This window comes from Acinetobacter sp. YH18001, assembly GCF_013416975.1.
Taxonomy (GTDB): domain Bacteria; phylum Pseudomonadota; class Gammaproteobacteria; order Pseudomonadales; family Moraxellaceae; genus Acinetobacter; species Acinetobacter pseudolwoffii.
In genome coordinates this window covers 1-18466 of sequence record NZ_VPEU01000036.1, presented here as the reverse complement: position 1 = coordinate 18466, position 18466 = coordinate 1, and the positions used below count along the sequence as shown (strand labels likewise).

21 protein-coding genes are annotated in these 18466 nt (G+C 41.6%); 19 read left to right on the top strand and 2 right to left on the bottom strand.

The window, feature by feature from the left end:
• Positions 1 to 38 precede the first annotated feature (38 nt).
• The 16 genes from FTV48_RS11085 (at position 39) to FTV48_RS11010 (ending at position 14781) form a co-directional block, all read left to right on the top strand.
• Positions 39 to 1256, top strand: a complete 1218-nt coding sequence (locus FTV48_RS11085) for a phage major capsid protein (protein ID WP_180000342.1) — start codon at positions 39 to 41, stop codon at positions 1254 to 1256.
• 49 nt (positions 1257 to 1305) lie between these two features.
• Positions 1306 to 1638, top strand: coding sequence for a hypothetical protein (locus FTV48_RS11080; RefSeq protein WP_180000340.1), 333 nt, complete (start codon positions 1306 to 1308; stop codon positions 1636 to 1638).
• 9 nt (positions 1639 to 1647) lie between these two features.
• Positions 1648 to 2121 (top strand): head-tail connector protein, encoded by a 474-nt coding sequence (locus FTV48_RS14975; protein ID WP_253602666.1) that lies wholly within the window; start codon positions 1648 to 1650, stop codon positions 2119 to 2121.
• Positions 2122 to 2478 (top strand): phage head closure protein, encoded by a 357-nt coding sequence (locus tag FTV48_RS11070; RefSeq protein WP_180000338.1) that lies wholly within the window; start codon positions 2122 to 2124, stop codon positions 2476 to 2478.
• Positions 2460 to 2930, top strand: a complete 471-nt coding sequence (locus FTV48_RS11065) for an HK97-gp10 family putative phage morphogenesis protein (RefSeq protein ID WP_180000336.1) — start codon at positions 2460 to 2462, stop codon at positions 2928 to 2930. Before FTV48_RS11070 ends, FTV48_RS11065 begins: the two co-directional genes overlap by 19 nt.
• Entirely contained in the window at positions 2927 to 3301 is a 375-nt protein-coding gene (locus FTV48_RS11060) for a DUF3168 domain-containing protein (RefSeq protein WP_180000334.1), read from the top strand. Before FTV48_RS11065 ends, FTV48_RS11060 begins: the two co-directional genes overlap by 4 nt.
• A gap of 67 nt (positions 3302 to 3368) precedes the next feature.
• A complete protein-coding gene (locus FTV48_RS11055; RefSeq protein WP_180000332.1) occupies positions 3369 to 3857 on the top strand; it encodes a phage tail tube protein in 489 nt (162 codons plus the stop codon).
• Complete coding sequence (locus FTV48_RS11050) at positions 3850 to 4287, top strand: phage tail assembly chaperone family protein, TAC (RefSeq protein ID WP_180000330.1); 438 nt, start codon at positions 3850 to 3852, stop codon at positions 4285 to 4287. Before FTV48_RS11055 ends, FTV48_RS11050 begins: the two co-directional genes overlap by 8 nt.
• 290 nt (positions 4288 to 4577) lie before the next feature.
• Entirely contained in the window at positions 4578 to 4988 is a 411-nt protein-coding gene (locus FTV48_RS11045; RefSeq protein WP_180000328.1) for a J517_1871 family lipoprotein, read from the top strand.
• A gap of 59 nt (positions 4989 to 5047) precedes the next feature.
• Positions 5048 to 7627: a hypothetical protein gene (locus tag FTV48_RS11040; RefSeq protein WP_180000326.1), complete on the top strand. Its 2580-nt coding sequence runs from the start codon at positions 5048 to 5050 to the stop codon at positions 7625 to 7627.
• Between the two features lie 59 nt (positions 7628 to 7686).
• Complete coding sequence (locus FTV48_RS11035) at positions 7687 to 8103, top strand: hypothetical protein (RefSeq protein ID WP_180000324.1); 417 nt, start codon at positions 7687 to 7689, stop codon at positions 8101 to 8103.
• Positions 8103 to 8627: a DUF1833 family protein gene (locus FTV48_RS11030; protein WP_180000322.1), complete on the top strand. Its 525-nt coding sequence runs from the start codon at positions 8103 to 8105 to the stop codon at positions 8625 to 8627. Before FTV48_RS11035 ends, FTV48_RS11030 begins: the two co-directional genes overlap by 1 nt.
• Positions 8624 to 8998: a hypothetical protein gene (locus tag FTV48_RS11025; RefSeq protein WP_180000320.1), complete on the top strand. Its 375-nt coding sequence runs from the start codon at positions 8624 to 8626 to the stop codon at positions 8996 to 8998. Before FTV48_RS11030 ends, FTV48_RS11025 begins: the two co-directional genes overlap by 4 nt.
• On the top strand, positions 8973 to 11846 hold the full coding sequence (locus FTV48_RS11020; RefSeq protein ID WP_180000318.1) for a host specificity factor TipJ family phage tail protein: 2874 nt from the start codon (positions 8973 to 8975) through the stop codon (positions 11844 to 11846). Before FTV48_RS11025 ends, FTV48_RS11020 begins: the two co-directional genes overlap by 26 nt.
• Before the next feature lie 39 nt (positions 11847 to 11885).
• Positions 11886 to 13646, top strand: a complete 1761-nt coding sequence (locus FTV48_RS11015) for a hypothetical protein (protein WP_180000316.1) — start codon at positions 11886 to 11888, stop codon at positions 13644 to 13646.
• 1 nt (position 13647) lies between these two features.
• Positions 13648 to 14781, top strand: coding sequence for a hypothetical protein (locus tag FTV48_RS11010; protein WP_180000314.1), 1134 nt, complete (start codon positions 13648 to 13650; stop codon positions 14779 to 14781).
• A gap of 185 nt (positions 14782 to 14966) precedes the next feature.
• Here the strand turns inward: FTV48_RS11010 and FTV48_RS11005 are convergent, their stop codons facing one another.
• Positions 14967 to 15959 (bottom strand): right-handed parallel beta-helix repeat-containing protein, encoded by a 993-nt coding sequence (locus FTV48_RS11005; protein ID WP_180000312.1) that lies wholly within the window; start codon positions 15957 to 15959, stop codon positions 14967 to 14969.
• Between the two features lie 236 nt (positions 15960 to 16195).
• Between FTV48_RS11005 and FTV48_RS11000 the strand changes: the two genes are divergently transcribed.
• Genes FTV48_RS11000 through FTV48_RS10990 form a run of 3 tightly spaced genes read left to right on the top strand, consistent with a single transcriptional unit; the run spans position 16196 to position 17370 of the window.
• Positions 16196 to 16522, top strand: coding sequence for a hypothetical protein (locus tag FTV48_RS11000; RefSeq protein WP_004646469.1), 327 nt, complete (start codon positions 16196 to 16198; stop codon positions 16520 to 16522).
• Positions 16503 to 16805: a hypothetical protein gene (locus FTV48_RS10995; protein ID WP_180000310.1), complete on the top strand. Its 303-nt coding sequence runs from the start codon at positions 16503 to 16505 to the stop codon at positions 16803 to 16805. Before FTV48_RS11000 ends, FTV48_RS10995 begins: the two co-directional genes overlap by 20 nt.
• Positions 16786 to 17370, top strand: a complete 585-nt coding sequence (locus FTV48_RS10990; RefSeq protein ID WP_180000308.1) for a glycoside hydrolase family 19 protein — start codon at positions 16786 to 16788, stop codon at positions 17368 to 17370. The genes FTV48_RS10995 and FTV48_RS10990 overlap by 20 nt, the downstream gene beginning before the upstream one ends.
• 97 nt (positions 17371 to 17467) lie before the next feature.
• Here FTV48_RS10990 and FTV48_RS10985 read toward each other — a convergent pair whose 3' ends face one another.
• Positions 17468 to 18079, bottom strand: coding sequence for a hypothetical protein (locus FTV48_RS10985; RefSeq protein ID WP_180000306.1), 612 nt, complete (start codon positions 18077 to 18079; stop codon positions 17468 to 17470).
• Between the last annotated feature and the right edge of the window lie 387 nt (positions 18080 to 18466).

The window sequence follows — 18466 nt, the reverse complement described above, 5'->3', positions numbered from 1 at the left end:
TATATGGCGGTTTTCTTATTTTTGAGAGATGAAAAATCATGACTGATCAAACTAAAGACCAAACAGCTCAGGCCCTTAAAGACGTAAACACTGGCTTAAAGAATCTGACTGAAAAAGTTCAACCAATGGCTGAAAATGCTTTAAATGAAGCAAAAAAAGCTGGTGAACTGTCTACTGAAACTAAAGCGGCAGTGGATAAAGCACTTACAGACCTAAATAATCTGCGCCAAGCCCAAAATGACCTACAGGTGAAGTTGGGTGAAGCTGAGCAATTATTTGCACGTGGTGGCACTGGTAATCCAGGTGCACAAGTAGATGCTCGTGCTGGTGATCTTGCTGTAAAAGATGAGCAAATTATTTCGTTTGCAAGCAATGCAACTTCTGGAAAACGTATCAGTGTAGCCGTTCCCCGTAATGCACTGACATCATTTGCAGTAAACCCTGTTGATGGTTCGACTCGTATTGTGACTGCGCCAAATCAGCGCGTGACCATCCGTGACCTATTAGCTCCAGGTCGAACGGCCAGTAATGCGATTGCTTACCTACGTGAAACCGGCTTTACCAATAACGCTGCGCCAGTGGCTGAAAACACCACCAAGCCATATTCTGAATTAACATTCGAAGAAGTGCTGGAAGGTGTTAAAACAATCGCTCACATGTTGAAAGCCTCTAAGCAGATTCTTGATGACTTACCTCAGTTGCAAAGCTTTATCAATGGTCGTTTGCTTAATGGCCTTAAGCGTGTTGAAGATGCGCAACTGTTATTTGGTTCAGGCACGGGTAACAATCTGCATGGCATTTATACTCAAGCAACCGCTTATTCAGCTCCAATTACAATTGCATCACCGACTCGCGTAGATACTATGCGTTTGGCCATGCTGCAAGCTGCCTTGGCAGATGTATTTGCAACTGGTCATGTGCTGCATATGAATGACTGGACAGCAATTGAATTACTGAAAGACACCACCGGCGCATACTTGTTTACCAACCCGTTCGCGCCAAATACTCCAAGTCTATGGGGGTTGCCAGTTGCAGAAACAAATCACGCTGCAATGTCTGGAAACTTCCTTACCGGCAGTTTCGCTGAAGCTGCTCAAATCTTTGACCGTGAAGATGCAAACGTGGTGATTTCAACCGAAAATGCTGATGACTTTGAAAAGAACATGATCTCTATTCGTTGTGAAGAGCGTCTGGCATTGGCTGTGTATCGCCCAGAAGCATTCGTAAAAGGCGAATTCCCTGTACCAGCACCTTAATTACAACCATGAAGGGGCCAGCTGGCCCTTTCACCTTGGAGTTTAGAACATGAAAATTAAATTCTTAGATGCCGCAATGCTTGGAAACAAGGTTTACGTCAAAGGTGATGAAGCTGAGATTCCAGATATTACGGCCGGTGAACTCATCAAGAAAAAATTAGCGATTGACTCTGAACAGGTGGCAGCTGATAAAGCCAAAGCTGATGCGGAAAAGAAAGCCAAAGCTACAGCCGATAAAGAGGCTAAGGCCAAAGCGGACGCAGAAGCTAAGGCAAAAGCCGAGGCTGAGGCGAAAGCTGAAGAGGAAAAGTTAAAGGCAGAAGAAGAGGCGAAAGCCAAAGCTGCTGCAGAAGAAAAAGCCAAAGAAACTAAAACAAAGTAAGGTCATATCATGCCAGTTATTAACATTGAAAAAGCTATGGTTCATTTGCGAGTAGATGAAGATACTGGCGGTGATGTCCTGGCTAAGTTGAATTCGGCAGAAGATAAAGCGGCTCAATATTTGAACCGCTTTTTTTATGCCACTTCAGCTGTATGGACAGAGGCGATTTATCTCACTTTGGACCAGCTCAATTATGAGCTTGTAAAATACAAAGAGAGTTGCGATGCAGCTAATCTGGTTACAGATCCAGTCTCAAGAAATATGCTGTTATCTGCGGCTGAAAACCTTAAAAAAGAAGCTCAGCGCAATACCAAAATGGCCATGCAGGGCATTGTTATCAATCCATCTATTGAAGCTGCCGTTTTATTGATCTTAGGTAGTCTTTATGAAAATCGAGAAGATGAAACCAGTACCACGATAAATGAGTTGCCAAAAGGCGCTTTGTGGTTGCTCGATCCATACCGTTTAGATCTGGGGGTATAGATGAGAGCAGGTCCTTTAAGACATCGCATCCGTATTGAAGCCTTTACCGAAACCCAAGACAAAACCACAGGTCGTATTACTCAAGCCTGGACAGAGTTTTGTACAGTCTGGGGAAAGCATGAGGCCTTATCTACACGCGACCAGCTGCAAGCTCAGACCATTGATTCGAGCATGACTGCACGTTGTCGCATTCGTTACAGTTCAAAAGCAAGTCAGATTGATTCAGCCATGCGTCTATATTTTCGGGATAAGTACTGGAAGATTGACGGTGATCCGGTGCCTGACAATGAAAGCGGCCTTGAGTGGTTGACACTTAACCTTGCAGAGGGTGAGTCAGAATGGCAGCAGTTGATTTAAATATTGAAGGATTGGATGAGCTGAATAAAAAACTCAAGCAGCTTTCAAGTCCTAAAAAAGCCAAGCAAATTGCACGAAAAGCCGGGCGCCAAGCGATGAATCTTGTTCGTGATGCTGCACGTAGCAATGCAAAGGCAATTGATGATCCTGAAACACGGGAAAAGATTCATAAGAATATCGTGACCCAAGGTGGTAAGAGCCGTAATCCTAATGAGATTAAGATTCGAGTAGGGGTGAAAGGTGGGGCAGGTCAGAATCAACACTCTGTCAGCACGGCTGGTTTAAGTGGTGGCGATACTCGGCACTTTAGATTTATTGAGTTTGGTACCAGCAAGATTCCAGCCACTCCATTTTTAAGACCTGCTTTAGCTAATAATGTTGATAAGGTCGCAACCAAATTTGTCCAGGTATTTGATGCTGAAATCACCAAAGCATTACGTGAGGCTATATGACAGCACCTATTTTCCCATTACTTAATGCGAGTGATGAAGTTAAGTCTTATCTGGAATCTGGCGGGATTTTACGTGCATTTGAATTTGGTCTTGCACCAGATAAACCAAAGCCGCCGTACCTGGTCTGGCAGGATGTCTCCGGTACTCCGCAAAACCATTTAGATTGTCCGGCAAATATAGATCACATCACAATCCAAGTTGATATTTACACAACAAAAGCGGATGACCTGCGAAATATTCGTGAAGCGGTTCGTAGAGCTTTTGAGCTTGATAACTCTTGCACTGTAACTGGTCTGCGAGGTAATGAGCGTGATCCAGACAGCAAGATGTATCGAACCGGTTTTGATTCGAATTGGTTTGTAGATCGATAAATAGAATTTTCCACATAGCACCCAACCGGGTGCTTTTTTTATGCCTAAAATTGAGGAGTAGCTACTCATGGCGAAGAAAGGTGTTTTATCTCAGGGTACGCATGTATGGATTTTACATGGCGATACTCCAACACTGACAAAGATGGACTGCGTTAAAGCCTTAGCGCTTGGCGATGACAGTACCACAGAAATCAGTACAACTTGCTTGGAAGAAGAAACCACAGCAACTTCGGATTGGGGTTTAACCACACCGGGCGAGGGTTCGATCCAAATTGATACTGATCCTAAAAACGCAACTCATATGACTTTACTGCAGCTAGCTGCTGAACGTGCGGAAGTTGGTGTGTATGTGGGTTGGTCTGATGGTGATGTACCGCCAGAAATTACCGGGAACACCGTAACCCTTCCAGAAGATCGCACATGGTCATCTTTCCGCGCAATCCTGCGTAAAGGCTCACCGGTATTTGATGCGGATTCCTTGGTAAACCATACCGTGCCAATGAAGCGCCAAACTGAAGTAACTGACGAATTTAAGGTGGTGGCTACAGGTGGCTAAATTAACATTAGAAAAAGCAAAAAAAGTGGTTGGTATTGGCTCTCTTGTTGAAAAGACAATTAAATTTCGTGATGTAAATGGTGAGACCTTTGAAGGGGAAATCCTTGTCAAAGTGCTTTCTTCGGATGAGGTTGCAAATATCACGGACATCTTAGGTCTTAAAGAAGGTGAGAAGCACACGATTGAACAGTATCGTGCAGCAATGCTTGTCCAATCCATCTATGAAGCCAAAGACAAGCCATTCTTCCCTGATTTAAAAAGCACTGGCACTGTTTCTGATGAAATTAAAATTGCCATGTATCTGGCAGCAGATGAAGTGATTAACTTCACGGGAAAGTACTGGATCTCGATGAAGAGTCTGAATTCTACTGCGAGCTCGTCAGCTGCGGAATCGGCGGAAAAACCATTGCAGAAGCCAGAAGAAACCTGAGTTATCCTGAGCTCCAAACTTGGAGAGCTTTTCGTCAAAAACGGGGAACCTTGTTTTTAGGCAGGAGGTTGGAACAGGAGTTTGGCCGTCTTTTTGCGCGGTACTTAAACTCGAAGCTACCAGAAGATAAGCAGATTGAAGATGCTCGAATTTTCATGCTTCACGAGGAGGTTCCAGAACTAACTTTTGAAGAGCAGCGCATGCAAGCCATTAAGAAGAAATCAGGTTAGCTTGGTTTCTTTTTAACCTAATAATTAGTATCTTTTTCTCTACATTAAGAGGGATTAGATATGTTTAAGAAGAGTTTTGGTGTGATTCTAGTTGGAGCAGTATTGGTTGGATGCGTAAGCCCAGCAACACAAATGCTTAATAATAAGTTTTTAGATGCACAAATTACTCAGCCTGAGACAGATGGAATATGGACCACTGCACTAGCCGGCGGCCTGTCAACCATTAAGCTGAATAAGGATGGCTCCGGCTCAATGTGTGAGGATAGTGGCAGTCAAGTTAATGTGTATCAGGTGCGTAATTCTAATGATCACCTTTATATGCAAAATGGGATGATCTTAAAGAAAGCCCAAATTAATGAAGAATCTTTGCATGTGAAAACTACATTATCTGCTTTTAATGTAGAAATGAAATACAGAGCTGATAATGACCTGAAATTGGCAACTCCGAAATGCCAAAAAGAACTTGAATGATTAAATTCGAAATTGAATAAGACCGCCGAAAGGCGGTTTTTTATTGCCTAGAGGTTTATATGAGCACCAAGTTAGGAACGCTGACGCTTGATCTGGTTACTAGAACTGCCGGCTTCACGGCACCAATTAAAGAAGCAGAAAAGCAGACAGCAATTAGCTTTGATGCAATGAAAAAGAGCGTTCTGACTTATGGGGCTATCGCTGTTTCTGGTGCTGCTGCTGTGGGCGCTGGTGTTTTTGCTATGGCACGAGAATATTCAAATGCTGCTCGTGAACTTCAGACATTCGCCTCTATTTCGAATGCAACAACACAAGAATTTCAAAAAATGGCAGTTGGTGCTGAAACCATGGGGATCAGCCAAGAAAAGCTATCGGATCAACTTAAAGACTTCAACGAAAAGCTTGGTGAATTTATCACTATTGGCTCGGGAGGTGCGGTTGATTTCTTTGAACAGATTGCAGTTAAGACAGAAGGATCGGCAGAAGGTGCAAGAAAACTAGCACTTGAGATGCAAAATCTTTCTGGTCCTAAAGCACTTCAACTTTATGTAGATAAGCTCGAAGAAGCTGGCGTTACTCAGCAACAAATGTCTTTCTATTTAGAAAGTATGGCCTCTGATACAACCAACCTTATTCCATTGCTTAAAGATGGTGGTAAAGGGTTTGAATATTGGGCTGATGCTGCGGAACGTGCTGGTGCCATTATGGATGAGCAGGCGATTGCCAAGGCGAATGAGCTTCGCGTTCAAATGGATTTACTTAATCTGCAGGTTCAGGGTGTAAAAAATCAGTTTATTCAGGGCTTGATGCCTGCGCTGGTTTCGGTTGGTGATGGCCTATCTGATGCAACCATGCAGACAAATCTCATGTCTGATGCTGGTGAAACACTTGGTGAGGTATTTAAGGGTGTGGCCGCAACCGGCATGGGTGTCTATGCGGTGGTTAAAATGCTCACCAATAGCATCGCAGGTCTTGCTGCACAGGCGACCCAATCCAAAGCAATGGTGGATAAGGCGGCTGAAGGTGGAAATTTCCTTGATAAGTTGCCAGGTGTTCGATTCACGAAAGCATTTATTCTTGGTGCAACAAATGCCCAGATTAACAAAGACAGCCCCGTTCAAATGGCGGCTCAGGATAATGCTCAAGTTGCTGATGATGTCGCAAACTCTATTAATCGTATTTATAACGATGCTGTTAATCAGTCTGTTTCTGCTATGGCAAAAATCCAAAACAGTCAGGCTGGTGTAACCAAAGGCTCGGATGAATGGATTAAAAAACAGAATGAGGCAGCAAAAGCGGCGGCTGGAGCCAATAAAGCTTTATTAGAGCAAAGCCGAATCCTTGAACAGCAAAAACGTGATCGTGAGCAAATTTCTAAAGCTTATGCTTCCGAATACCAGAATTTACTTTGGGATGAAAGTGAGCAAGCTGATTTAGTGAAAGGTTCTGGATTCTCTCAAACTGAGCAAAATAAATACCTTGCTCTGGTAGAAAAAAGATTTACTGCAGAGCGTGCCGCGTATTTTAAAAGCCTAAATCTTGAGATCAATCAATTCAAATGGTCGGAAGAGAAAAAGCTTGAATATGCATACCAGATGGATCGAGAGATTTTGGAAAACGACATTAAGGTTGCTGAGGAGGTAAAAGAAGCCAAGCTTAAGTTCCTAGATGAGCAATACGCTATCGAGCTTCGTAAAACCCGCTGGCATGCACTAGAAATGCAGCAGGCTATGCAGGAAGCAATCAAAGGTCTTTCTTATGGTGCTGATGATGTCTTTGCGCGGGCCACCATGTCTGCAGGTGACTATGCCTTATGGTCAATCGAAAATGATCGAGCTAATTCACAAGCGGGTCTCAAAAATCAGCGCGTAGGTGTTGAGCGCGACATTCTAAGCAGTGACACTTATTCAACCGATGATGAGCGTTATGAAGCTCTACTGGAAGCGCATCAAGAATACCGTGATGCGATGGCAGCAATTGACGTTGATTATAACCAGCAGGTAAAGGAATTAGAGCTTCAAAAATTTGAAGATACCATGGGTATGTATGGTGCATTGCTATCTCAAGCCGGAGCCGTTTGGGGCGATATGACCCAGATGGTCAAAGATAGCGAAGGAGAGCAATCCAGTTCATACAAAGCAATGTTCCTAATGCAACAAATGTTTGCTATTGGTTCGGCTTTAGTTTCTACGCATCTTGCAGCAGCTCAGGTAATGGCTGATCCTACCGCATTAACCCTAGCCCAAAAAGCTATGTATTCATCATTAATTATGGGTATGGGTTATGCGCAAGTTGGATTGATCGCAGGTCAAACCATTGCAGGCATGGCCCACGATGGTATCGACAATATCCCGAAAGAAGGCACATGGCTTTTGGATAAAGGTGAGCGTGTTGTTGATAGTCGAACTAATGGTGATTTGAAGGACTTTATCGCTAATGGTGGTAGCGCACCAAACGTCAATGTCTACACCCTACCAGGTGAAACCGCTGATGTGTCTTGGGATAACGGTCAATTGGATGTGCGTATTCGTAGGATTGCCAAAGAAGAAGCTAAAGCGCCTTGGTCTGAATTGAACAATCCTAACTCGTATTCATCCAAGCAAATCCAACGCAACACCACAGCGGGAGTTAAACGATAGTGAATAGCTTTGCATTATGCCCGCTACAAGCCGGGTATTCCTTTTCACCTGGCAACAACATGTTGGAGCAGCACCTTCAAGGCGGGTTCGCCCGTCAGCGAAGAATGTTTGTAAATAACGTGCATGTGGTCAATGCGTCAGTACTACTGAAAACCAAAACCCATGCTCAGTACTTCTGGGCATTTTGGCGACTGCATACACAGGATCCAAAGCCATTTTTATGGCGACTGATTACAGATTCAGCTGAAGCACAGGATCATACCTGTCAGTTTGTGGCTGAATCTTTGTCAGTTGGTGAGCGCAGTGGCGTGGCTTATAACGTATCTTTTCAGGTGCGATGCAAGCCGCTGAATAATGGTGATCTGGCCTTTGATCAGCAGATTATCGACCTATGGGAGTCAGGCAGCCCACTTGAGATGCTGAATTTACTTGAGAAGCTGGTCAATGAGAGCTTCCCGGATGCCTTGGGGGTGTGATGATTACCGTTGATGATATTAAAGACTTTCATCTCGATAGTGCAGCCAGTGTTGTTTTACTGGAAACACTTGAGATCAGTCATTCACTTTGGCCTGACCCGATTCGACTTGTGACCAATCACCCAGACGGTGTATCTGTCACTTTGGAAAATGGTCAGCCGGCCACGTTTGAATTTATCCCGGTGATGATTCAGCGCGGCAATACCTCTGATGACCTAGATCAATCTCTGAAAATCACAGTCGGGGATTTGGGTGAAGTGGTGCCACCGTTGATCAAGTTGATTGAAGATGCATCGAGTGACGAAAAGCCACAGGTAATTTATCGCTCGTTTGCTTTTGATGCTGCATCTATGGTGCTCACCAAGGCCACGCCGATTGAATTGATCCGTGGTCTGTATGTGGCACAAATGAATCAGGATCACCAAGCCACAACATTTGAAGCTGCAACATCTGGGAAAAATAGTGTCAAGACAGGCCGGACCTATAACTTCAAGGACTACCCAGACCTGAGAGGCTTGATATGAAAAGTGTTGATGCTTTGCTGGACCGGCAGTATGACCCTAAAAAATACCATTGCGTCCATTTCCTGATTGAAGCAGCACAGTATCTCTTTGAAAAAGATTATTCAGAAAGCTTTCTTGGTTTGACTGGTGATCTAAAGCAAAGCATCCAAACTTCGCGTGACACCACAATCAAGAATAAAAGGATCGAGAGGCCAAAAGACGGCTGCATTGTCCTAATGACCAATCTTTTAAATAGCTCCCATGTGGGGCTTTTTTATTGCGGTCGTGTTTTGCACCTGTCTGAAATAGGTGTGCACTTTCAGGAACTTCGGTCTTTAGGCCGTGCTTATTCAAGGTTTAGATTTTATGAAGCTTCGTATTTATCCCAATGAGCTTGATCCGCTTGAATTTAGTGAAAAAGAATATGAGTGTTTGCTCAAAGACTGGATGAATATTCGTGAAGAATATCCGGAAGCTCGACTTTATAAAGACAGCATTTGCGCCCAAAACGATGTGACACCAAAAACCAGAGAAGAAGCGCTTCAACTTCTGCATGCAGATGGTGATTACTTTGTGCTTTGTCATGCTGGTGAACCACTTACAATCTTTTTGGTCGTGGTAACTGTGCTGTCAGCAGCATTGGCAATCTATACCTACATGAACATGCCTGAGATTCCTGATCAAGCATCAGGGTCTGGCAACAACAGTTTAGCATCACGCCAGAATAAGCATCGCACCAGTGAGCGTGTGCCAGATATCTATGGGAAAGTAAAATCCATTCCAGATCTGATTGCTCCTTTATATCGATACTACACAGACAATGTGCAGGTTGAAGAAGCACTGCTTTCGATTGGCACCGGATACTTTGAGACTGATCCCGACCAAATCAAGGAAGGTGAAACCCCGATCAATACAATTGAAGGGGCAAGCTTAAGCGTTTATGAGCCAAATACGCTGACCACCGGAGCTGCACAGATTCAGATTGGTGAAGTATTTAATGATCCACCAATTGTCGCCAAGCAGGTGAGTTCGGTTGATGGGAAACAAAAGTTAATCTCACCGAATAACACCGTGAAAGTTTACAAAGGTGTAAGTTTTAACGGGAATACGGTTTCTATTTCAGGGTCAACTGTGCAAGGAAAACTAGATAAGTATTCATGGAATAGCATCACAGCGGCATTCTTGTATCAATCTCAGAATGTATACGCTGACTTTAATGACCACTTTGTCAATGGTGAGCAAATCATTATTGAGAACGCGATTTATGGATCAGCACCCAATTCTAATATTTCAGGTACCACGGATGTTTCAGCCGCTGGTATTTTAACAATTGCATCTTCTGTGAATATCAGTGATCCAGATAGCTATAAGAAAATTCGCATATCCTCGCTCACGATTGATGATCTTGTAGAAGGACAATTGAACTTAGCGGGAGAATATTCTGTTTCCAGTATCACCAAGACCGGCTCAACTGGAGCATGGTTCTATGAAGTTGAACTGGCATCCAGTTATATGGAGACCAATATTAATTTTGGCCGAATGTCAGCGGATGGTACTGGTATTTTGTCTGCTGTCTTGACAGACCATGATGAGAATATCGATCTAAGTGGCACATACACCATTTCATCGGTTTCAGCCAACGATATAACCCTGGTGAATCCTGCATCAGTCAATCCTGATTGGCTTCTTTTATCGAGCCTTACACAGCAGCAAATCGCAGATATGCTTGGGCGGAGCATCACCTTCAAAGGCACAAGCGAAAACTTTATTGGTTGGTACTATGCTGGAAATAAAGACACCGAAGGCATGATGCTGAACTTTTTGGCGGCCAACGGCATTTATGAGGGGGATCGAGCCAAGCAGGTTGCTATTGAAGTCCATTACCAGCAGGTGGTTGATGGTGTGCCGACTGGACAGATCTACAAAACAGGTATATCCATGCAAGGCAAGGCCAACAACCGTGACCAGGTGGGCGCAACCGTACGTGAGACATTGCCGTTTACCGGTCAATTCCGTTTCCGTGCCAAGCGTATTAACGATAATGGCAGTAGTGCAAATCTGATTGATGATGTGGTGTTTGAAAGTGCTTATAGTTTCTATGAAACGAAAAAGTTGGCTTATGAGCATGACACCACGATCAGGTTGAAGCGTCTTGCTATTGGATCGGGGACCAATGCTTCAGAGCTTAATCTACCTGTAACACGAAAGCTTTACTCATACCGTGATGGGATTCAATCTGCCGAGCGCATACCAACCAGCAACTTTGTAGACATTGTTATCAATATGGCCCTCGATCCGTTTATTGGTCGTTTTGACATATCTGAAATTGATGTGCAGTCGCTGTATGAAGTGTCAAATGAAATAGAAGATTATTTTGGCACAACAAAAGCGTGTGAGTTTAATTACACTTTTGATAATAAAAACAGCAGTTATCAGGAAATGGCATTTGCTGTTGCTGAAGCGGTTTTCTGTACTGCACGCCGGGAGAATGGCAAACACTTTTTCACCTTTGAGAAAGAAACGCCAAACTCTCTGATTTTATTCAACCACCGCAATATTAAGCCGGAAAGCCTAACCAAGACCAATCTGTTTGGCGCACCAGATGAGTATGAAGGTGTTGAATTTAAGTGGCGCGATGCAACCGATGATTATGCTGAGGCGGTGATTAAGTTGCCGCACGATGGTCTATCAAACTATAAAACTATTGAAAGCAATGGCGTGACTAATGCGATTCAGGCGCATCTCCTTGCACACCGAGCTTGGAATAAAATGCAGTTCAATCGCAAGACAATTGAATTTACTGCATACGGTGAAGCTGATCTGGTGACACGTAATGACCGCATTGCTATCGTTGATGATGTTTTTAAGATGCTTGGTAGTGGTGAAGTAGAGGCGCAAAACAATACAGTTTTAACGCTGGATAACTCTATTAATCTTGATGAGGGTGAAAGCTATGTCATTCACTTACAGTTAAAAGATGGTTCGGTTGATGTGATTAATATTGTTAATCAACTTGACGAAAATCAGGTTGAACTGGCGCGAATACCGCTCATGCCGCTAGTTATAGACAAGGTGGTGAATGCTACCTATAGCATCACCAAAGCAAGCGCTCAGGAAAGCGAGGCATATTTAATTCAAGAAAAATCACCTAGCGCCACCTTTGAAACAGGCGTGAGTGCGATCAACTATGACACCCGCTACTACAGCAACGACAAAGACCATATAAATAATTTGATTTAACAGCCACCTTCGGGTGGTTTTTTGATGCCGGAGAGAAACATGGCTGACATGGTGACAAAACAAGAGCTTGAGGCTGCAAAAATTGACGTAAAGCATGCCGGGGAAGCGGTAAATGAAAAAAAGATAGTCACTCCGCGTTATGGTGAGTCTTTTAAATCCCTACCATTGGCTATTCAGGAAGTTATTGAAACAGGTGGTTTTGAGCCATTTGCAACAGAAGCTGAATTAAAAGCTAGTATTCCAGTTCTTGAGAAAAAAGCGGCATACTCACTAGATACACATAAAGTATTCTTATGGGAGTCAGGGATTTGGAAAGACACTGGACTAAGCGCGATTGATCAAGCTAAAACCTACACTGATGAAAAAGATCAAGAAAGTAAAGACTTAATTAACTCTATTGCAAAAGAAGTAATGAGTCTTCTTTTTAAGTCCCAAAGCAGTGAATCTTTGTTTGATTTTACAGATACAGAAGGCTCAATTGTTCTGCAAATATTAAGGGATGGAAAGCTAAAAGTTATTGATTTGGAAAATGATTTAGTTACCCATCTAAATAATACATTTAACTTTAATAAAGAAGACTATCTATTCTTATTGCTTGATTCAGATCAAAATATTGTCGCTTATATTGATAAAGATGGAAAATTCTTTATCGTTGGTTTGGATACGGACATTGCAACAGCAATCAATAATAAATCTGAAAGCTCGAGCACACAACAAATCATTGATACATCTAATTTAAATAATTATTCATATCGGGACACCTTCGCTCCTAAAGCTCAAAACTTATTGAATTTTTTTCGAAATACGCAGAATGCAGGTCAGTTAGCACCAGTTCCGCTTCAACAGTTTGAGCAAAACTTCACAATTTCGAACGCATGGATTAATCAGGCAAATATCACAGAATGGGGTAACTATGTTCCTGTAAAAACACCATATGGCAACGATCGTGGAGTTGTTCACCCACAGGTTTTGGAATTTCCAAACGGCTTTATGAGTTACCGCTACATTGTAGCAATCACGGGCTACACAAATGGCGTAACTGCTGAGGAAAACCCGTTTTTACTTGGCTCTCAAGACTTACAAAATTTTGATTTAATTACCGATATTTTAAATGAACCTGAGTCATACACTTGGGAAAAAGGGGTTGTTTATAACAGTGACCCTTTCATGTTCTACGACATCAAAACAGGTGAGCTAGTCTTAACTTTTAGACGCTATATGTCTGCCGCAACATCTGCCGAGGCTGTTGTAATCCTGTATGCAATCACAACAAAAGACGGCAAAACATGGTCAGAGCCGTTTGAATTCTACAGCACAAATAAAGGCGACCTGCAGATTGTGTCACAAGCAATTCACTATGATGTGAAAACCGAAACCTATCACATGTACGGTATCAATCAGGCGAAGATTCGCCACTTCACGACAAAAGATTGGCGCACAGACTGGGTGCAACAAGCCGACATTGCAACGCCTGTTGATGACACTCCATGGCACCTGGATATTCGGGCAGTCGGTGACAAAATTTTGTTTACTTACCAAAACCGAGTCGGCAATACAAGTGTGGGCTTTAAGCTTGGAATTTCTAGTGATTTCAATAACGTAACGTGGGCTGATGCATGGTGGAACCCGACAGTCTCAGAAGTCTACAAAGCAACAATGTTGCCACAATTTAATGAGCAGAACGAAATGCGTCTTGTCTATGTGTGGACAACGAATCAAACAGCAGAGCCAGCTTCTGCACGTTATAAATTATTTGTGCAAGCAACCCCATTTTTAAATGTAGATTATTTGGAGAAGTAAGATGTCTTTAATTTTAAAATCAAATCAAGCCGCGACAAAAAGCTTGGGCAACATTAATGGCATTAAGGGTGAACAGGATTGGTTACTTTTTTCAGACTTTGAAAATCAGCAATATACGAAAAAAGTAAATGGCGTTCGCACAGATTTAGTTTTAAGTGATGTTGTTACTTGCAATTCAGCCCATAATCTTGCAACAAAACCACAAACAATCGACAAATTCGGCAATATAAGCACAATCACTAAACAAAACCAATTACGAACTTGGCTCGAAAGCAATCGTTTTGGTGTTCTTGTTGAGGCGCCACGTCAGAATCATTTCCCATTTTCTAGTGCGCCTGTTTCTCGCACCTTAACAATAGCAGCAACTGCTCCAATTGTAATTTCTGTTGAGGGCACAGGCTCTTTAACAGTTTCGGGCAATGAAATCGCAACAAAAGTCATTACTGAAAACACGCCTGCAGTCATTGTACCAACTGTTAGCACTGGCAATATTAATATTGTCTGTACTGTGACAGGATCATTAACACACGCTCAGGTTGAGCGAGCGTCAGGCACCACTTGTAAAACATCTAAAATTACTTCAACTCATACAGGTAATTCAGGTAGTACAAATCGTGAGGCTGATGTTGTTATTTTAAATAGTAACTTGCTATCTGAAATTGTCGCGAATTCAGCAAGTGCAATTACGGTTGTGGTTCAAACTGTGCGACTTGGCTTGTTAGCTGAAGCACGCGCATCAACACCGGAGTCAAGTTTGCTATTACGTGATAATGCAGGTCATAAAACTTTCTTAAATATCAATCGTGCAAACTCTGGCGATTTTTCAACACGAGTCGGCAACTATGATAATGCAAATGCAGTGATGAATTTGACAAGCGGCATTCTTGCTTCAAATGATAATGTTTTGACTCAAGCGATTAAAATTGAAAATGGAAAGACTTATGCAGGTCTGAATGGCACAAGTCTTCTTGAGTCGGCAACACAGACAACAGAGAATCTTGACTTAATACAGTTGCTGCCTTCTTCTACTGCGCCTATTGTTCAAGGGGGGTATGCGATCATAACAAAGCTTGCGATTTTCGGTTATGCTCTAACGAATGAAGAAATTAAAAAAGTATCTGAAAGCTGGAAGTAATACCCAGTCAACATTAACCCTGATCTTTAATTAGATCGGGGTTTTTTGTTACCAAAATTTAGGGGGTATTGATGAATGAGCCAATTGGAATCAAAGACTTATCATAGGCCTTTAAAATCGTAGAAGCCCTCATTGAGGGCTTTTTTTGCTTCAACCTTTTGCGAATTTTTAATATATAGATCTATCTAATTAGTTTTATGTATTCTTAAAAAATTATTTTGTACATATGGTGTACACCATTCATGTTTATTTTCAACATATTTTTTGTCATGTTTTAAGTTTTTTATATTAACTTCAATTTTATTATTAGACCAATCTTGAAAACAATAGTTTGAAGTCTTATTCTTTGTGAGGTTGGCAGTATCTATCTCAATATGACCTTTTACAGCAGTTTTAATACCATTTATTTTTAGACCAAATCTAGACCCATTGTCACTGTAATTTGATACTTTAATAGAAATAGGGTTTGTTGAGTTATTGTATTTTTTTAAAGAAATTTGAAATCCAGCTGCAAAGTTATTAATTGATCTTAAGTTTTTAAATTCGATATTCTGTAATATATTTTTATTATTATTAGGTTCTATATCAACTCCGTTCATAGGGCTTTTACCTTTAGTATTGGAAATTATAATATTGTTAGCCTTTAGTGTGTCAACACTGATAATACTAATACCTTGCCGACGATTATCATCCATTTTTAAATTCAAGAGTTTGATATTGTAATTAGAGTTCTTACCATTAGATCCTAAATAAATAGCATCGCCCCACATTTTACTTATAGACATATCGGAGATTGAAATATTTTGTGAGTCTCGTATATCAATACCCATTCCCCATTCTCCATTTTTATTTAAATGAGAGTATTTATCGCCAATAAGCTGTCCTCCAGATATTTGTACATTTTGTACATTTCTGATATCGAATAAACGATAATTTGAATTTCCATTCGGAATTACCCTTAGTCTAGTATTTTTTGACATAGTTATAATTGAGCCATTCTGAGGTTTGATTGACTTAATAGCGTCAACTTTATAATCTCCAGCGGGAATTGAAACAATTTTAGTTCTTTTTAATTCCTTATTAATCTGATCAGTAATATCAGAATTTTGTTCAAAGTTTTGGGCATGAGATATAGAGCAAAAAGCATAGGTGATGAGTATCAAATATTTAAGATTCATGATAAGGCCTCAGATTTAATTATCTGTAAATATACAGATAAATTGTGAGATTTCTATTTGCTTCTTGTTGGGTGTTCATCACACAACAAACCATTATCAACCCCGGGCTCAATCAGTTCGGGGTTTTTTATTACCAAAATTTAGGGGGCGCAATGTCAAATGATCCACCACCAGAGCCGAAAGGCTCTTTTTTAATGTCAATAATTTAGGGGGATGTATGGCTAAAGGGGATGTATATGGACTTTCTTAGTCAAGTATTGGAAAGCATAAAGAACCATTCACACATCCTTTTTACAGGTGTGCTGGGTGCGACTTTTGGCTTTCTATTAAGCAAGGAGCCGACTCGGGATCGCTGGATAGGATTCTTTGCGGGCTTCATTTTATGTGTAGTCTTTGCTAAACCGGCAAGTTTATTTCTTGCTAGCGGTAACTATCCAGAGCTATTTGGTTTCATTCTGGGCGCTGCTGGTAAAAGTACAGCTGAAGCATTGCTGAGTTTGGCTCGATCGAGAGTTCTTGGTTTAGTCAAAAAGGAGAATGAAGATGCTGCTAATCATAAGTAAAACAGCATTGGTATTATTTATAGTTTCGTTTGCAATCATGGCATTTCATCCAAAAATTCAACTCCCAAAACACATCGATTTTCTATTGGTGTTGTCGATCCTTTTTGGGGCAGCACTTTTTGTTAAAGATGAGTATTCGCCCAGTCCGGCCGGAACACTTTTTTATACCACGGTAAGTATTTTATTCGCCCTCTTTACCCGACAGCTTTATATCTGGGGTAAGGGTGGTGCACGTCCTAAATTTTTTAATACGGATAAAGATGATGAACACCACTCAAATTAAAAAACTCCAAAAGGCAGTAGGTGTGCATGATGACGGCATTATTGGCCGTGGCACCTTGACTGCGGTATTCAAAAAATTAGGTGCCAGTCAAGCGCGTGCTGAAGAACTCGGACTTGCTGCCAATGTTCATTTGCGAACCTTTGGCATCCTGGACAACTCACTTCGATTGATTCACTTCCTTTCACAACTGGCGCATGAATCTGGCAACTTTCGATACATGGAAGAAATTGCATCAGGTGCAGCGTATGAAGGTCGAAAGGATTTGGGTAATACGCAGGCAGGAGATGGAAAGCGGTTTAAAGGTCGTGGGCCAATTCAATTAACTGGCCGCGCAAACTATCGCAAGTATGGCCAGCAGCTCGGCATCGACTTTGAAAACAATCCTGAAGTTGTGGCAATCCCAAGCATTGGTCTTATGGTGGCCTGCAAGTTCTGGTCTGATAACGGCTTGAATGCCTTGGCTGACAAAGATGATGTGTTGACCATTACACGCAGGATCAATGGTGGCACGAATGGTCTTGCTGATCGTAAAGCTCATCTGGCGAAATTGCGCTTATGGATGTAAGAATCATTTTGCTGTGCATCCTGCTCTCAGGCTGCACAGCTCATTCGATTACGACGAATGTGAGTGTGGGGATATGTGTGGAGGCTCTTTGAGGTGATTACAGTATATTGGATTCTTTGAGACATTTATAAAGTTTTGGCTGAAGGTTATTTAGCCTATCGATCAGGCTTTTTTCATAACAGAACCACTCCTGCTCATCGAAACTTCTTTGTGGATCTAAAATATCAACGTAATCTTGGGTAATACTTTCTAATTCTGAGAAGACAATATCTTCATCGCTAATATTGAAAAATAGCTCAAGTCTTTGTTGTTGAAAATAGAAAATAGTGACCTTGTATGAGGTTTCCTCAAAAATATTGTTTCTCTCATTGATATTTGCATAACCAACAGCTTTCACCTTATCAGATAAAGGCACCAGAGATGCTTTCGCATCGATATACGAATCCCAAAATTTAGTTATAGTTTCTTTATTAAACTCGAATCTTGCCTGATGCTTCCATCCACTAATCAAGTAAGCTGCCACCACCGCAGCTCCAAGCGTTGCCAGCCCCCCGAATAGGGTGACGGAAAAAAACAGAGCATCCTTAAATGAGCCTTGTGGGGTATCAGCGGGAAAAATAATCCAAACAATAAAAAATGCAAGTATTGTAATAATTCCTATTGCTACTGCGGTACTTATTAGCACAATAGTAGTTTCTCTTTTTATCAACTCCACACCCCACTTAAAACCACATAATTACTCTGCAAATTTAAAGCCCACCCAGACTCCCTTCTAAAAAATCTCCCCATTCTTTATTGTGTGCACTATGTAAAAGTAGGTCCATGTTTTCATGTAAATTCCTCAATAATAAAAATAAGGGTCATGATTGTTCTTGGTTACCTTATTGCATTCTTTACACTTAATACTCTCTATAGAGTAGAGCCCACGAGTTTGTTTACCCTCCGCAGCAGCAATAAGATAAAAATGCTGTGTATCATTAAAGCTATAGTCATCCCACGCTCTACATACAGAGCACTTAATAATTTTTCTATCACAGTAAATGTGTGGTTGTTCCATTATATTCCTCCTCTATTTCAATCAAAATAGATGATATAT

Coding starts and splice junctions, on each gene's coding strand:
- FTV48_RS11085 (WP_180000342.1), top strand. CDS start 39: ATGACTGATCAAACTAAAGACCAAACAGCTCAGGCCCTTAAAGACGTA.
- FTV48_RS11080 (WP_180000340.1), top strand. CDS start 1,306: ATGAAAATTAAATTCTTAGATGCCGCAATGCTTGGAAACAAGGTTTAC.
- FTV48_RS14975 (WP_253602666.1), top strand. CDS start 1,648: ATGCCAGTTATTAACATTGAAAAAGCTATGGTTCATTTGCGAGTAGAT.
- FTV48_RS11070 (WP_180000338.1), top strand. CDS start 2,122: ATGAGAGCAGGTCCTTTAAGACATCGCATCCGTATTGAAGCCTTTACC.
- FTV48_RS11065 (WP_180000336.1), top strand. CDS start 2,460: ATGGCAGCAGTTGATTTAAATATTGAAGGATTGGATGAGCTGAATAAA.
- FTV48_RS11060 (WP_180000334.1), top strand. CDS start 2,927: ATGACAGCACCTATTTTCCCATTACTTAATGCGAGTGATGAAGTTAAG.
- FTV48_RS11055 (WP_180000332.1), top strand. CDS start 3,369: ATGGCGAAGAAAGGTGTTTTATCTCAGGGTACGCATGTATGGATTTTA.
- FTV48_RS11045 (WP_180000328.1), top strand. CDS start 4,578: ATGTTTAAGAAGAGTTTTGGTGTGATTCTAGTTGGAGCAGTATTGGTT.
- FTV48_RS11040 (WP_180000326.1), top strand. CDS start 5,048: ATGAGCACCAAGTTAGGAACGCTGACGCTTGATCTGGTTACTAGAACT.
- FTV48_RS11035 (WP_180000324.1), top strand. CDS start 7,687: ATGTTGGAGCAGCACCTTCAAGGCGGGTTCGCCCGTCAGCGAAGAATG.
- FTV48_RS11030 (WP_180000322.1), top strand. CDS start 8,103: ATGATTACCGTTGATGATATTAAAGACTTTCATCTCGATAGTGCAGCC.
- FTV48_RS11025 (WP_180000320.1), top strand. CDS start 8,624: ATGAAAAGTGTTGATGCTTTGCTGGACCGGCAGTATGACCCTAAAAAA.
- FTV48_RS11020 (WP_180000318.1), top strand. CDS start 8,973: ATGAAGCTTCGTATTTATCCCAATGAGCTTGATCCGCTTGAATTTAGT.
- FTV48_RS11015 (WP_180000316.1), top strand. CDS start 11,886: ATGGCTGACATGGTGACAAAACAAGAGCTTGAGGCTGCAAAAATTGAC.
- FTV48_RS11010 (WP_180000314.1), top strand. CDS start 13,648: ATGTCTTTAATTTTAAAATCAAATCAAGCCGCGACAAAAAGCTTGGGC.
- FTV48_RS11005 (WP_180000312.1), bottom strand. CDS start 15,959: ATGAATCTTAAATATTTGATACTCATCACCTATGCTTTTTGCTCTATA.
- FTV48_RS11000 (WP_004646469.1), top strand. CDS start 16,196: ATGGACTTTCTTAGTCAAGTATTGGAAAGCATAAAGAACCATTCACAC.
- FTV48_RS10995 (WP_180000310.1), top strand. CDS start 16,503: ATGCTGCTAATCATAAGTAAAACAGCATTGGTATTATTTATAGTTTCG.
- FTV48_RS10990 (WP_180000308.1), top strand. CDS start 16,786: ATGAACACCACTCAAATTAAAAAACTCCAAAAGGCAGTAGGTGTGCAT.